Annotated in this window: 16 protein-coding genes; 13 read left to right on the top strand and 3 right to left on the bottom strand. The window is 60.8% G+C overall.

Annotated elements, in window-relative coordinates; all coding sequences use genetic code 11:
- Nucleotides 1–38 precede the first annotated feature (38 nt).
- The 3 genes from AC07R0_RS10720 to AC07R0_RS10730 are packed head-to-tail and all read right to left on the bottom strand — an operon-like array spanning nt 39 to nt 2,578.
- Nucleotides 39–578, bottom strand: a complete 540-nt coding sequence (locus AC07R0_RS10720) for a hypothetical protein (RefSeq protein ID WP_495075437.1) — start codon at nt 576–578, stop codon at nt 39–41.
- Nucleotides 575–1,585, bottom strand: a complete 1,011-nt coding sequence (locus AC07R0_RS10725; RefSeq protein WP_495104815.1) for an HpcH/HpaI aldolase/citrate lyase family protein — start codon at nt 1,583–1,585, stop codon at nt 575–577. The genes AC07R0_RS10720 and AC07R0_RS10725 overlap by 4 nt, the downstream gene beginning before the upstream one ends.
- 6 nt (nt 1,586–1,591) lie before the next feature.
- Complete coding sequence (locus tag AC07R0_RS10730) at nt 1,592–2,578, bottom strand: malate dehydrogenase (RefSeq protein WP_495097538.1); 987 nt, start codon at nt 2,576–2,578, stop codon at nt 1,592–1,594.
- A gap of 191 nt (nt 2,579–2,769) precedes the next feature.
- Between AC07R0_RS10730 and AC07R0_RS10735 the strand changes: the two genes are divergently transcribed.
- The 13 genes from AC07R0_RS10735 (at nt 2,770) to asd (ending at nt 14,582) form a co-directional block, all read left to right on the top strand.
- Nucleotides 2,770–3,585: a GntR family transcriptional regulator gene (locus AC07R0_RS10735; RefSeq protein WP_495104816.1), complete on the top strand. Its 816-nt coding sequence runs from the start codon at nt 2,770–2,772 to the stop codon at nt 3,583–3,585.
- Nucleotides 3,586–3,699: 114 nt separating this feature from the next.
- Nucleotides 3,700–4,146 (top strand): succinate dehydrogenase, cytochrome b556 subunit, encoded by a 447-nt coding sequence (gene sdhC, locus AC07R0_RS10740; protein WP_490592495.1) that lies wholly within the window; start codon nt 3,700–3,702, stop codon nt 4,144–4,146.
- 21 nt (nt 4,147–4,167) lie between these two features.
- Nucleotides 4,168–4,536: a succinate dehydrogenase, hydrophobic membrane anchor protein gene (gene sdhD, locus AC07R0_RS10745; RefSeq protein ID WP_495075433.1), complete on the top strand. Its 369-nt coding sequence runs from the start codon at nt 4,168–4,170 to the stop codon at nt 4,534–4,536.
- Between the two features lie 28 nt (nt 4,537–4,564).
- Nucleotides 4,565–6,373, top strand: a complete 1,809-nt coding sequence (gene sdhA / locus AC07R0_RS10750; protein ID WP_490592493.1) for a succinate dehydrogenase flavoprotein subunit — start codon at nt 4,565–4,567, stop codon at nt 6,371–6,373.
- Nucleotides 6,374–6,383: 10 nt separating this feature from the next.
- Entirely contained in the window at nt 6,384–7,088 is a 705-nt protein-coding gene (locus AC07R0_RS10755) for a succinate dehydrogenase iron-sulfur subunit (RefSeq protein WP_495075432.1), read from the top strand.
- Nucleotides 7,089–7,097: 9 nt separating this feature from the next.
- Nucleotides 7,098–7,415, top strand: a complete 318-nt coding sequence (locus AC07R0_RS10760) for an FAD assembly factor SdhE (protein ID WP_495104817.1) — start codon at nt 7,098–7,100, stop codon at nt 7,413–7,415.
- A 10-nt stretch (nt 7,416–7,425) separates the two neighbouring features.
- Entirely contained in the window at nt 7,426–8,736 is a 1,311-nt protein-coding gene (locus tag AC07R0_RS10765) for a citrate synthase (protein WP_495104818.1), read from the top strand.
- Between the two features lie 235 nt (nt 8,737–8,971).
- Nucleotides 8,972–9,892 carry a LysR family transcriptional regulator gene (locus AC07R0_RS10770; protein ID WP_495104819.1) on the top strand — a complete coding sequence of 307 codons (921 nt, stop codon included), beginning with the start codon at nt 8,972–8,974 and terminating at the stop codon, nt 9,890–9,892.
- A 26-nt stretch (nt 9,893–9,918) separates the two neighbouring features.
- The gene (gene leuC / locus AC07R0_RS10775) at nt 9,919–11,340 is read left to right on the top strand and encodes a 3-isopropylmalate dehydratase large subunit (RefSeq protein ID WP_495104820.1); all 1,422 of its coding nucleotides are present in this window, start codon (nt 9,919–9,921) and stop codon (nt 11,338–11,340) included.
- Between the two features lie 23 nt (nt 11,341–11,363).
- Nucleotides 11,364–11,522: an entericidin EcnAB gene (locus AC07R0_RS10780; protein WP_495104821.1), complete on the top strand. Its 159-nt coding sequence runs from the start codon at nt 11,364–11,366 to the stop codon at nt 11,520–11,522.
- Nucleotides 11,523–11,535: 13 nt separating this feature from the next.
- Nucleotides 11,536–12,192: a 3-isopropylmalate dehydratase small subunit gene (leuD, locus tag AC07R0_RS10785; protein ID WP_495104822.1), complete on the top strand. Its 657-nt coding sequence runs from the start codon at nt 11,536–11,538 to the stop codon at nt 12,190–12,192.
- 84 nt (nt 12,193–12,276) lie between these two features.
- A complete protein-coding gene (leuB, locus tag AC07R0_RS10790) occupies nt 12,277–13,365 on the top strand; it encodes a 3-isopropylmalate dehydrogenase (RefSeq protein ID WP_495104920.1) in 1,089 nt (362 codons plus the stop codon).
- Between the two features lie 80 nt (nt 13,366–13,445).
- Entirely contained in the window at nt 13,446–14,582 is a 1,137-nt protein-coding gene (asd, locus tag AC07R0_RS10795) for an aspartate-semialdehyde dehydrogenase (protein ID WP_495104823.1), read from the top strand.
- Nucleotides 14,583–14,698 lie beyond the last annotated feature (116 nt).

Raw genomic sequence — 14,698 nt, forward strand, 5'->3', positions numbered from 1 at the left:
TGGTTCAAAAATCGTGGGGTAAAACTAGAAATTTCGATTTATTTGGTGGCCGTCTCTACGGGTGCCGCTGGCGCAAACATGCTTTGCGCCGGCAGCTTCTTCAAGGCCTCAGCCACAGCCACCTGTTCGGGGCTCATGCATTCGTCAGCCAGGCGCTGGCCCAGTTTCTGGTTCATCAGCATGGACTTATTGGCCAACTGCAGCCACACGGCACCAGCCTTCTTGTCTTCCAGGCGGATCGCGCCGGTGCTGGTTTCCACCGGGAACATCCGGTACTTCAGCGACTTGACCTGGACATTGAAGTAACCCGGGTATTTGGGATCGGCAACCAGGTTCACGACGGTGCCCAACTCACAAGGCACAGCCCCGACTTGCACACGTTCGGCAATCGCCATTTCCGCAGGCGTCAGGGCAGCTTCAGCGGCTTCAATACCGGCAGCGACATTCTTGGCCGCCGACTTGAGCTGCTGGCGGCTGCTGGTGGGCTTGGGTGCAGCCTTGGTGGATTTGGGCACGTCTTGCGCCCAGACCAAACTGACGGAGAGCAGGCACGCAGCCGCAGACAGAACTAATTTCATACGTTTTCCAATTGAACAGGAGAGTGGGATGGCTGGAAATATCCGGCCATTTCGGAAGGCAGGTGGCGCCCGGTTTTATGGGCGCGTTCTAGTACCTGCCAAAAATATCGGTAGCTTGCACGGTCGTGCAGTTGCCCGGCAAAGGAAATAGGCGCCCATTCGGCACGCACGGCCGCCTCGATGATGCGAGCGGCTTTGTCCACTTCAGACTCCGATGGCGAAAACGCCTCCAGGATGGGGCGAATCTGGCCAGGATGGATGCTCCACATCCGGGTGAAACCCAGTGTTTGTGCCGCGCGCCGGGCTGCAGCCTGCAGCGCCCGGGTGTCATTGAATTCGGTCACCACACAATGCGACGGCACTTTGCCATACGCATGGCAGGCGGATGCAATTTCCAGCTTGGCCCGCACCACCAGCGGATGGGTAAATTGACCCTCGACCCCCATCGCATCCGCGGGAATGGCTCCGCCATGGCTGGACACAAAATCCATCAGGCCAAAACTCAGGGACTGCACCCGCGGATGCGCTGCAATCTCGAAGGCGTGTTGCACCGCCGCCGGAGATTCAATCAAAACTTGTAGCGGCACATGCACAGGAGATGTGCGCTGGAGTGCCTTTTCGACCACGTCGATATCGTGCACGGATTCGATCTTGGGCACCATCACGTGGCACAAGCGGTGGCCGGCCTGGCCGGCAATCAGGGCCATGTCCTGGGCAAACGACGGATGGTCCACCGCATGCACCCGCACAGCCACGCGGGCAGATGCCGGTGCAGCCAAAGCCAGCTCCACCACCATGGCAGCATGCTCGGCCTCGCCACCAGCGGGCGCACCATCTTCGCAGTCCAGCGTCACGTCGAAAACGCAGGCGCCGAACTCTTCCGTCATTTCGGCCTGCAACTGCAGGCTTTTGCGCATCCGCGCTTCAACACCGCTGTAGTGGTCACAGACCGGGAGGAAAGCCTCCGCAGCCTGGGCACCCAGCAGAACTTGACGCGGATGCAGCATGCTGGCTTAGAGCAGGTGGGCGACGCCGGCTTGCTCGTCTTGCAGCTCTTTGAGGGTGATGTTGATACGCTCTTGCGAGAACGCGTCGACTTCCAGACCTTCCACAACCTTGTATTCGCCACCTTCGCAGGTCACGGCGAAGCCGAACATGGTGTCCTTGGGGATGCCGTACTGGCCATCCGATGGGATACCCATGGTGACCCACTTGCCATTCGTACCCAGCGCCCAGTCGCGCATATGGTCGATGGCTGCATTGGCGGCCGAGGCAGCGGAAGACACGCCGCGGGCCGCGATGATGGCCGCGCCGCGCTTGCCCACGGTGGGCAGGAAGGTGTCTTTGTTCCAGACTTCGTCGTTGATCATGGTCTTGACGCTTTCGCCGTTGATGGTGGCGAAACGGTAGTCGGCGTACATCGTGGGCGAGTGGTTGCCCCATACGGTGAGTTTTTCAATATCGGCCACGGCCTTGCCGGTTTTGGCGGCGATCTGGCTCAGCGCACGGTTGTGGTCCAGGCGCAGCATGGCGGTGAAGTTCTTGCGTGGCAGATCTGGCGCGCTCTTCATGGCGATGTAGGCATTGGTGTTGGCGGGGTTGCCGACCACCAGCACCTTGACGTTGCGGCTGGCTACAGCGTTCAAGGCCTTGCCTTGGGCGGTGAAGATTTCGGCGTTCACGGCCAGCAGTTCGGCACGTTCCATGCCGGGGCCGCGGGGGCGCGAACCGATCAGCAATGCGTAATCCACGTCCTTGAATGCAGCCAGCGGGTCGCTGTGCGCTTCGATGCCCACCAGCAGCGGGAAGGCGCAGTCTTGCAATTCCATGATCACGCCTTGCAGCGCTTGCTGGGCCTTCTCTACAGGCACTTCCAGCAGACTCAACACCACAGGCTGGTCTTTACCCAGCATTTCGCCGGAGGCGATGCGGAACAGAATGGCGTAACCGATTTGACCGGCGGCACCGGTAACGGCAACGCGAACAGGCTTTTTGCTCATGGGGAAGACTCCAGGAAGTGTTGAAAAACGAGGTTGGACCGCACACCCATGCCAGTCGCCGGGTGCGACACAAACAGCCATGGAGTTTACTCTCGAAAACCCGCAAACGTCAATTTGTCTTATGTCTTATATAAGATATGATTCGGATTGTTTCATCCCTACGCATTTGCTCACACCACCCCAGTTTGCCAATGACCCACACACCCGCCATCGCCGTCGATCCAGCACCGGCGGCCAGTGACGCCAGTGCCAGCATTGCACCAACGCTGACACCAGCATTCAGCCCGCTCTACCAGCAGATCAAGGGACTCATTCTGCAAAGTCTGCAGGCCGGCGAATGGAAACCGGGCGAAGCCATTCCCAGCGAAATGGAATTGGCGGCACGCTATCGCGTCAGCCAAGGCACAGTGCGCAAAGCCATTGACGAATTGGCGGCAGACAATCTGCTGGTGCGCCGCCAGGGCAAAGGCACTTTTGTCGCAACCCATGCCGAACAGCATGTGCAGTACCGCTTCTTGAAGCTGATGCCAGACCAAGGTGACATCCAGAGCGAAGGCCCGGCCCAGCGCGACATCATCGACTGCAAACGCCAACGTGCCTCCGCCGACGTGGCCAAAGCATTGGGCCTGCGCAGCGGCGACGCCGTGCTGCATGTGCGCCGCATGTTGTCCTTCAAGCGCAATGGCGAGTTTGTACCGACAATCCTGGACGACTTGTGGCTGCCGGGTGTACCGTTCAAGGGCTTGACCATGGAGCGCCTGGCCGGCTACCGTGGCCCGATGTACGCATTGTTTGAAACCGAATTTGGCGTGCGCATGGTACGGGCCGAGGAAAAAATACGCGCGGTCAACCCGGAGATCGACCAGGCCCGCCTGCTCAAAGTGGGGCCTGCCGCCCCCTTGCTGTGCGTGGAGCGGGTCGCTTACACCTACAACGGTGTTCCCATGGAGTTACGGCGCGGCCTCTACAACACGGAATCGCACCACTACCGCAATGAGTTAAGTTGAAGCAAGTTGAAGCCTATTCCGATGCAGCAAAGGTTCTTATGCTGCATTGCAATAGAATTTTAGGTTGCACTTGTTCGAATAATTACAGCCTGTTACCTCCACGAAAGCGCATTTATGTCCGAGCTTGCCTCCCCCCTGAAAACAAAACGACCTGAATTTCGCAACATCAACGCCCTCACGGACCTGCCGACCTATCGCATGGCACCGGCAGCCTGGGTATCCATCCTGCACCGCGTCAGCGGCGTCATCATGTTCCTGTTGATGCCCTTCATCATTTGGATGTTTGACACCTCGGTTTCCAGCGAAATCTCGTTTGCCAAATTCAAAGCCGTGTTCAATATCGGAGCAGGATTCGTACCAGGCTTCATCTTCAAACTGGTGGCATTGGCGCTGATCTGGGCCTACCTGCACCATTTCACTGCCGGTCTGCGCCATTTGTGGATGGACACCCACCATGACGCGGTCACCAAGGAGTTTGGCGCCAAGTCCGCCAAGTTCACACTCGCCATCAGCCTGGGGCTGACCGTTGTGCTGGCAGCCAAGCTGTTCGGCCTGTATTAATTCACCCCGGAGCACTCCACCATGTCGGTTAAATACGGATCTAAACGCGTTGTCGTCGGCGCGCACTATGGCTTGCGCGACTGGCTGGCACAGCGCGTCACTGCGGGCATCATGGCCCTGTTCACCGTGGCCGTGTTGGCCCAGCTGTTGATCGCCAAAGGCCCTATCGGTTACGACCTGTGGGCCGGCATCTTCGCTGCGCAATGGATGAAGATCGTCACCTTCTCGGTCATCATTGCCTTGCTGTACCACGTATGGGTCGGTATGCGTGACGTCTTGATGGACTATGTGACCGCCCATGTCGGCCTGCGCCTATTGCTGCAAATTTTCACCATCGTCTGGCTGGTTGGCTGCGCTGGCTGGGCCATTCAAGTGCTCTGGCGTCTGTGATACCCGTTTGACCCACGCAGAAATAAAAATGACCTATACCAAAGCCCACATTTCCAAGCGCAAATTTGATGTCGTGATCGTCGGTGCCGGCGGTTCCGGTATGCGCGCAGCCCTCGAATTGTCCAAGGCCGGCCTGAACGTGGCCTCGCTGTCCAAAGTCTTCCCCACCCGCAGCCACACCGTGGCCGCCCAAGGCGGCGTTAGCGCCTCGCTGGGCAATATGTCGGAAGATAACTGGCACTACCATTTCTACGACACCATCAAGGGTTCCGACTGGCTGGGTGACCAGGACGCCATCGAATTCATGTGCCGCGAAGCCCCCAAGGTGGTGTATGAGCTGGAACACTTCGGCATGCCGTTCGACCGCAACCCCGATGGCACGATTTACCAGCGTCCGTTCGGCGGCCACACCGCCAACTACGGTGAAAAGCCCGTGCAACGCGCCTGCGCCGCGGCCGACCGCACCGGCCACGCCATGCTGCATACGCTGTACCAACAAAACGTCAAGGCCAAGACGAATTTCTTCGTTGAATGGATGGCCCTGGACATCATCCGCGATGCCGCGGGCGATGTGGTTGGCGTAACTGCCCTGGAAATGGAAACCGGCGACCTGCACATCCTGCAAGCCAAGACTGTGCTGCTGGCCACCGGTGGTGCAGGCCGCATCTTCGGCGCCTCCACCAACGCCTTCATCAACACTGGTGACGGACTGGGCATGGCGGCACGTGCCGGCATCGCCTTGCAGGACATGGAATTCTGGCAATTCCACCCCACCGGCGTGGCCGGTGCCGGTGTGCTGCTGACCGAAGGCTGCCGTGGCGAAGGTGCGATTCTGCTGAACAGCAATGGCGAACGCTTCATGGAGCGCTACGCGCCCACCCTGAAGGACCTGGCGCCGCGCGACTTTGTATCGCGCTGCATGGACCAGGAAATCAAGGAAGGCCGTGGCTGCGGCCCCAACAAGGACTACATCCTGCTCAAGCTGGACCATCTGGGTGCCGACACCATCCACAAGCGCCTGCCCTCGGTGTACGAGATCGGCGTCAACTTCGCCAACGTGGACATCACCAAGGAACCGATCCCTGTGGTGCCTACTATCCACTACCAGATGGGTGGCGTGCCAACCAATATCCACGGCCAAGTCGTGGAGCAAAAAGACGGCATCAACAACTCCGTGGTCAATGGCCTCTACGCCGTGGGCGAATGCGCCTGCGTCAGCGTACACGGCGCCAACCGCTTGGGCACGAACTCGCTGCTCGATCTGCTGGTTTTCGGCAAGGCCGCTGGCCGCCACATCGTGGAATTCGCCAAGAACAGCAAGGAGCACAAGCCCCTGCCGGAAAACGCGGCCGACCGCACTCTAGAGCGCCTGAACCAGCTCGAAGCCTCGACCGACGGCACCTACTCGCAAGACGTGGCAGGCAACATCCGCGCAGCGATGCAGCTGCACGCCGGCGTGTTCCGCACCCAGGCCAGCATGGACGAAGGCGTGGCCAAGATTGCCGAAATCCGCAAACAAGTCGCCAGCATCACGCTGAAAGACAAGTCCAAGATCTTCAACACGGCGCGCATCGAAGCGCTGGAAGTGGACAACCTGATCGAAGTCGCGCAAGCCACCATCGTCTCCGCCGCCGCCCGTCGTGAATGCCGTGGCGCCCATACGGTGTACGACTACGAACACCCGGCCGACCACGCCGAATTCCCACTCGGCCGCAACGACAAGGAATGGATGAAACACACCCTGTGGTACAGCGAAGGCAGTCGCCTGGACTACAAGCCGGTGAACCTCAAGCCTTTGACCGTGGACAGCGTGCCACCCAAGGTCCGTACCTTCTAAGGATAGAAAAATGACAAAACGTACATTCCAAATCTACCGCTACGACCCGGACACCGATGCCAAGCCCTACATGCAGACCATCGAGATCGAACTCGACGGCCATGAACGCATGCTGCTGGACGCACTGGTCAAGCTGAAGCAACAAGACCCCACGCTGTCGTTCCGCCGCTCCTGCCGTGAAGGCGTGTGTGGCTCCGACGCCATGAACATCAACGGCAAGAACGGTCTGGCCTGCCTGACCAATATGCTGACGCTGCCGGGCACTATCGTGCTCAAGCCGCTGCCCGGCCTGCCTGTCATCCGCGACCTGATCGTGGACATGACTGACTTCTTCAAGCAGTACAACTCGATCAAGCCCTACCTGGTGAACGAAAGCCTGGCGCCCGAGCGCGAGCGCCTGCAAAGCCCGGAAGAACGCGAAGAGTTGAACGGCCTGTACGAATGCATCTTATGCGCCAGCTGCTCAACCAGCTGCCCCAGCTTCTGGTGGAATCCAGACAAGTTCGTCGGCCCCGCCGGCCTACTGCAAGCCTACCGCTTCATCGCCGACAGCCGCGACGACAGCACCGCGGCCCGCCTGGACAACCTGGAAGACCCATACCGCCTGTTCCGCTGCCACACCATCATGAACTGCGTGGACGTCTGCCCCAAAGGCTTGAACCCTACCAAAGCGATTGGCAAGATCAAGGAACTGATGGTCCGCCGCGCCGTCTAAGGCTGATTGGTGCAACCACTTTCCCACGCCCCCCCGCCTGCGGCCCTGGCCGCCGGCTCGGAGTTGCTCAACGAGCGTGCCTTGAGCAAACTACGCTGGCGCTGCCGGCGTGGTCTGCTGGAGAACGATCTCTATATCGACCAGTTTTTCCAAAAATACGCCGATAGCCTGACCGTCAGTCAAGGGAAAGCCTTGAGCGATCTAATGGAGCTGAGTGACAACGATCTGCTGGATCTGCATTTGGCGCGTAAGCCACTTGACCAGGTAGAGCCCGCGCTGGACCGCAGCGACGTGCACGAAGTTTTGAGTATGTTGAGAAACCGCTGAAAGGGTAAAAATGAAACTAGCTGACAATAAAGCCACCCTGTCGTTCAGTAACGGCAGCCCGAGTGTGGACCTCCCGGTGTACCACGGCAACGTGGGTCCCGACGTGATCGATATCCGTAAGCTGTATGCCCAAACCGGCATGTTCACTTACGACCCGGGCTTCCTGTCCACCGCATCCTGTCAGTCGGCCATCACCTACATCGACGGCGACAAGGGCGAGCTGCTATACCGCGGCTATCCCATCGAGCAACTCGCCACCAACTGCGACTTCCTGGAAACCTGCCACCTGCTGCTGTACGGTGAGCTGCCCAACCCCACCCAAAAAGCCGACTTCACCAAGCTCGTGACCAACCACACCATGGTCAACGAACAGATGCAGTTCTTCCTGCGCGGCTTCCGCCGTGATGCCCACCCCATGGCCATCATGACCGGCTTGGTCGGCGCCCTGTCGGCCTTCTACCACGACAGCACCGACATCACGAATCCGCAGCACCGCGAAATCGCCGCGATCCGCCTGATCGCCAAGATGCCAACGCTGGTCGCCATGGCCTATAAGTACACCATTGGCCAACCTTACATGTACCCCAAGAACGAGCTGAGCTACGCCGGCAACTTCCTGCACATGATGTTCGCCACGCCCTGCGAAGAATACAAGGTCAGCCCCGTGCTGGAACGCGCCCTGGACCGTATCTTCACGCTGCACGCCGACCACGAACAAAACGCCTCCACCTCCACCGTACGCCTGTGCGGCTCCTCCGGCACCAACCCGTTCGCAGCCATTGCGGCCGGTGTGGCCTGCCTGTGGGGCCCCGCCCACGGCGGCGCCAATGAAGCATGCCTGAACATGCTGACCGACATCCAGAAGATGGGTGGCGTGGCCAAGGTTGGCGAGTTCATGGAAAAGGTCAAGGACAAGAACTCCGGCGTCAAGCTGATGGGCTTTGGCCACCGCGTGTACAAAAACTACGACCCGCGCGCCAAGCTGATGCAAGAGACCTGCAAGGAAGTGCTGGCCGAGCTGGGCCTGGAAAACGACCCGCTGTTCAAGCTGGCCATGGCCCTGGAAAAGATCGCCCTGGAAGACGACTATTTCGTGCAGCGCAAGCTCTACCCGAATGTGGACTTCTACTCCGGCATCGTGCAGCGCGCCATCGGCATCCCCACGCCGCTGTTCACCGCCGTGTTCGCACTGGCCCGCACCTCCGGCTGGATCGCCCAGCTGAATGAAATGATCGGCGACCCCGAGTACAAGATCGGCCGCCCACGCCAGCTGTTCACCGGCTCCGTGGCTCGCAACGTCAAGCCCATCGCTTCGCGTTAATCCACGCAGCCCCTCAGAAGCCCGCCTTGCAGCAATGCCGGCGGGTTTTTTCATGCCTGCCGAGATTGCTACACTTTAGATAGCTGCCAGCGCATGTAATACGTGCGCCATAGCCATAAAACATATAAATTCCGTGTCGCATGCACGCGATGGCAGCCATCGCCAATACAGAAGGCAAAGCCAATTCAAAAGCAGGAAAATAGCTAGCCATCGCCCACAGCGATGCCCAACCCCGATGCAACCCACCGAACGCAACTTTGCCCGCCGCATGGACCTTACCTCGCTACAGCTGTTTGTAGCGGTCTGTGAGCTCGGCAGCATAGGCCGCGCGGCGGAACGGGAATTCATCGCCGCCTCCGCCGTCAGCAAACGCCTGAGCGACCTGGAAGCCACGCTGGGCACGCCCCTGCTGGTGCGCCACGCACGCGGCGTGGACCTCACACCCGCCGGCGAAAGCCTGCTGCACCACGCACGCTCCATGCTCTACAGCCTGGAGAAGATGCAGGGCGAGCTCAGCGAGTACGCGTTCGGCGTACGCGGCCATGTGCGCATCCACGCCAGCATCTCCGCCGTGGTGCAGTTCCTGCCCGAAGATTTAGGCGCTTTTGTGCGCGAGCATGCCCAGGTAAAAATCGACCTGGAGGAACACCTCAGCTCCGAAGTGATTCGCGCGGTGCAGGAAGGCGCGGCCGACCTGGGCATCTGCAACACCGCCGACGGCGTTGGTACATTGCAAACCCGCGCCTACCGGCAAGACAATTTGGCCTTGATAGTGCCTGCAGCGCACGTTCTATCTACACAGACCGCTATCAATTTTGAAGATACCCTGGATTTCGACCATGTGGGCCTGCAGGCCACCAGCTCGATCTACCTGGCCATGCACCGCGCCGCCGCCGCCCAGGGCCGCAGCATCAAGCTGCGCATCCACGTCGCCGGGCTAGACGCAATGTGCCGCATGATCGCCAATGGTCTCGGCATTGGCGTGATGCCGCAGCGCGCCTTCGAGCTGATGCGCGGCACCGGCCAGCTGGTCGCAGTGCCCCTGAACGACAGCTGGGCTACGCGCCAGATCGAGCTGGTGGCGCGCGATTTCTCCACCCTGCCCGTCACCGCCCGCCTGCTGCTGGACCACCTCAGCCCCCGGCCAGAAGCATAAAATTAAGTTCCACGAAAGAAGCACAAATGGCACGCACTCTGTACGACAAGATCTGGGACGAACACGTCGTCCACACCGAAGACGATGGCACGACCATCCTCTACATCGACCGCCATCTGGTCCATGAAGTGACCAGCCCGCAGGCCTTCGAAGGCCTGCGCCAGGCAGGCCGCAAAGTCTGGCGCATCAGCTCGATCGTCGCCACCGCCGACCACAACACCCCAACCACCGGCTGGGAGCTGGGCTACGACGGCATCACCGACCCGATCAGCAAAGAGCAGATCACCACGCTGGACGCCAATATCGCCGAATCCGGCTCGGCGGCCTACTTCCCGTTCATGTCCAAACGCCAGGGCATCGTGCACGTCATCGGCCCTGAAAACGGCGCTACCCTGCCCGGCATGACCGTGGTCTGCGGCGACTCGCACACCTCGACCCACGGTGCGTTTGGCGCACTGGCCCACGGCATCGGCACCAGCGAAGTCGAGCACGTGATGGCCACGCAAACCCTGCTGGCCAAGAAGGCCAAGAACATGCTGGTCAAGGTCGAAGGCACGCTGCCCAAGGGCTGCGGCGGCAAGGACATCGTGCTGGCCATCATCGGCAAGATCGGCACGGCAGGCGGCACCGGCTACACCATCGAATTCGCCGGCTCGGCCATCCGCGCACTCAGCATGGAGGGTCGCATGACGGTCTGCAACATGGCCATCGAAGCCGGCGCCCGCGCCGGCCTGGTGGCGGTGGACGAGAAGACTGTCAATTACGTCAAAGGCCGTTTGCTGGCCCCCACGGGCGTCGAATTCGATGCCGCAGCCGCCTACTGGCGCACCCTGCACAGCGACCCCGGCGCGCATTTCGACGCCGTGGTCGAGTTGGACGCCAGCCAGATCATTCCGCAGGTCACCTGGGGCACCTCGCCCGAGATGGTGCTGGGCATCGACGGCCGCGTGCCCGATCCTGAAAAGGAAAAAGACAGCAACAAGCGCGGCGCCATCGAGCGCGCGCTGACCTACATGAACCTGGAACCCGGCAAGGCGCTGAACGACATCTTCGTCGACAAGGTGTTTATCGGCTCCTGCACCAACAGCCGCATCGAAGACATGCGCGAAGCCGCAGCCCTGGTGAAGAAGCTGGGCCAGAAGGTTGCCAAGAACATCAAGCTGGCGATGGTGGTGCCCGGCTCCGGCCTGGTGAAGGAACAGGCCGAGCGCGAAGGCCTGGACAAGATCTTCATCGCCGCCGGCTTCGAGTGGCGCGAACCCGGCTGCTCCATGTGCCTGGCCATGAATGCCGACAAGCTGGAGCCCGGCGAACGCTGCGCCTCCACCAGCAACCGCAACTTCGAAGGCCGCCAGGGCGCGGGTGGCCGCACCCATCTGGTCAGCCCGGCCATGGCCGCTGCCGCCGCCATCCACGGACATTTCGTCGATATCCGCAAATTCAGCTGACCCCTTCTCTGGAGCTTTTCATCATGAAAACATTCATCGCCCTGATTGCTACTTTTGCCCTGCTGCTCCTGTCTGGCTGCAACACTTGGTCCGGCGTCAAGCAAGACGCTAAGGAGGTCGGTACGGCCGCTGGCAAAGGTGTCGAGAAAGCTGGCGAAAAAATTCGAGACATCTCCAAATAAGGCGCACCTCACCATGCAGAAATTTACCGTACTCAAGGGCCTGGTGGCCCCCATGGACCGCGAGAACGTCGACACCGACGCCATCATCCCCAAGCAATTCTTGAAGTCGATCCGCAAGACCGGCTTTGGCCAAAACCTGTTCGACGAATGGCGCTACCTGGACCCGGGCTTCCCCGGCCAGGACCCGGCCAGCCGCAAGCCCAACCCCGACTTCGTGCTGAACCAGCCGCGCTATGCGGGCGCCTCCATCCTGCTGGCGCGTAAGAACTTCGGCTGCGGCTCGTCGCGCGAACATGCGCCCTGGGCCATCGACCAATACGGCTTCCGCGCCATCATCGCGCCCAGCTACGCCGACATCTTCTTCAACAACTGCTTCAAGAACGGCCTGCTGCCGATCCAGCTGCCCGAAGCCCAGGTGGCCGAGCTGTTCGACGCCTGCCTGGCCTTCCCGGGCTACCAGCTGACGGTGGACCTGGAGCGCCAGGTCATCGTCAAGCCGCAGGGCGAAGAGCTGCCCTTCGAAGTGCAGGCCTTCCGCAAATACTGTTTGCTGAACGGCTTTGACGACATCGGCCTGACCCTGCGCCAATCCGACAAGATCAAGGCATTTGAAGCTGAACGCCTAGCCACCAAACCCTGGTTGGCCCACACCACGGTAGCTGGCGCCTAAGCCCGTCCACTATCAAATTCATAGCTGCCAGCGCAGGAGATATCTGCGCTGGCAGCCTATTTTTTATAAATTCCAATGAGCTCTATGAAAATCGCAGTACTCCCCGGTGATGGCATCGGCACCGAAATCGTCGCCGAGGCCATCAAGGTACTGAACGTACTCGACCTGCCCTTCGAGATGGAATCCGCCCTGGTCGGCGGCACCGCGTATGACGCCCACGGCCACCCGCTGCCCGAAGCCACGTTGAAATTGGCCAAAGAAGCCGACGCCGTGCTGTTCGGCGCAGTCGGCGACTGGAAGTACGACAAGCTGGAGCGCCAGTTCCGCCCCGAGCAAGCCATCCTGGGCCTGCGCAAGAACCTGGGCCTGTTCGCCAACTTCCGCCCCGCCATCTGCTATGAGCAACTGGTCAGCGCCTCCAGTCTCAAGCCCGAGCTGGTGTCCGGCCTGGACATTCTGATCATCCGCGAACTCACCGGCGACATCTACTTCGGCCAGCCACGCGGCCGCCGCATCGCCGACGATGGCCACTTCCCCGGTGCGGAAGAAGCCTTCGACACCATGCGCTATAGCCGCCCGGAGATCGAACGCATCGCCCACGTCGCCTTCCAGGCCGCCCGCAAGCGCAACAAGCGCGTGACCAGCGTGGACAAAAACAATGTGCTGGAAACCTCGCAGCTGTGGAAAGACGTGATGGTCGAGATCGGCACCCAGTACCCGGACGTGGCGCTGGACCACATGCTGGTCGACAACGCCGCCATGCAGCTGGTCAAGGCGCCTAAGAGCTTCGATGTGATCGTCACCGGCAATATGTTCGGCGACATCCTGTCCGACGAAGCGTCCATGCTCACAGGCTCCATCGGCATGCTGCCTTCCGCCAGCCTGAATGCGCAGAACCAGGGCCTGTACGAACCCAGCCACGGCAGCGCGCCGGATATCGCCGGCAAGGGCGTGGCCAATCCATTGGCTACAATACTGTCCGCCGCCATGATGTTACGTTTCTCCCTCCAACAAGCCGACGCTGCCGACCGTATCGAGTCCGCAGTGCAATCCGTGCTGGCTGCAGGCCTGAGAACCCCCGACATCTACTCGGCAGGCACGACCAAGGTCGGCACCCAGCAAATGGGCGATGCCGTCGTGGCTGCCATTACCAAGACGACCATTAAAGGCTAAGACTTAGCCCGGTTCGTCACGCCCCTCCCGGCCCGACGAGCCGGGAGAAGAGAAATCAATTTTTCTGAAAGGGCAATGTGATGAAGGTAGGTAATCTCGTAGGTTTGGTGGGCTGGCGCGGCATGGTCGGCTCGGTACTGATGGACCGCATGCAGGACGAGGGCGATTTCGGCCTGATAGAGCCGATGTTCTTCTCCACGTCTAACGCCGGTGGCAAAGCCCCCGCGCAGGCCAAGAACGAAACCACGCTGCAAGACGCGTACAACCTCGACGCGCTGAAGCGCTGCGACATCATCCTGACCGCCCAAGGCGGCGACTACACCTCCGAGGTCTACCCCAAGCTGCGCGCTGCCGGCTGGAACGGCCACTGGATCGACGCGGCCTCCACCCTACGCATGAACGACGACGCCATCATCGTGCTGGACCCGGTGAACCTGCCGGTGATCAAGAACGCCTTGGCCAAGGGCGGCAAGAACTGGATTGGCGGCAACTGCACCGTCAGCTGCATGCTGATGGGCGTGGGCGCGCTGTACAAGGCCGGCCTGGTCGAATGGATGACCAGCATGACCTACCAGGCCGCATCCGGCGGTGGCGCCCAGCACATGCGTGAGCTGCTGACGCAGTTCGGCACGCTGAACGCCGAAGTCCGCACGCTGCTGGACGACCCCAAGTCGGCCATCCTGGAAATCGACCGCAAGGTGCTGGCCAAGCAGCAGAACCTCAGCGCGGCCGAGATCGCCAACTTCGGCGCGCCGCTAGGCGGCTCGCTGATCCCCTGGATCGACAAGGACCTGGGCGATGGCTCCAGCAAGGAAGAATGGAAGGGCGGCGCCGAAACCAACAAGATCCTGGGCCAAGGCCCGGGCTTCGGCACCGCCATCACGCCAGTCGACGGCTTCTGCGTGCGCGTGGGCGCGATGCGCTGCCACAGCCAAGCGCTGACCTTCAAGCTGAAGAAAGACGTGCCGCTGGCCGACATCGAAGCCATGATCGCCCAGGACAACGAGTGGGTGCGCGTGGTACCGAATACCCGTGAAGCCACGGTGAAAGACCTGACGCCGGTGTCCGTCACTGGCACCATGGGCATCCCGGTCGGCCGCCTGCGCAAGCTGGCCATGGGCCCCGAATACCTGGGCGCCTTCACCATCGGCGACCAGCTGTTATGGGGTGCTGCCGAGCCCCTGCGCCGCATGCTGCGTATCCTGCTGGAAGCGTAAACACAACACATGGCCTGCTCGTCTAGGGCAGGCCACGCGTGTTTGGTAACATGTAAGGTATTGCAACATCGCTGCCGCGCGATGCTTCAACCGTAAAAGCCCACATCAACTTGTCT

The sequence above is a fragment of the Rhodoferax sp. GW821-FHT07F03 genome, assembly GCF_059418745.1.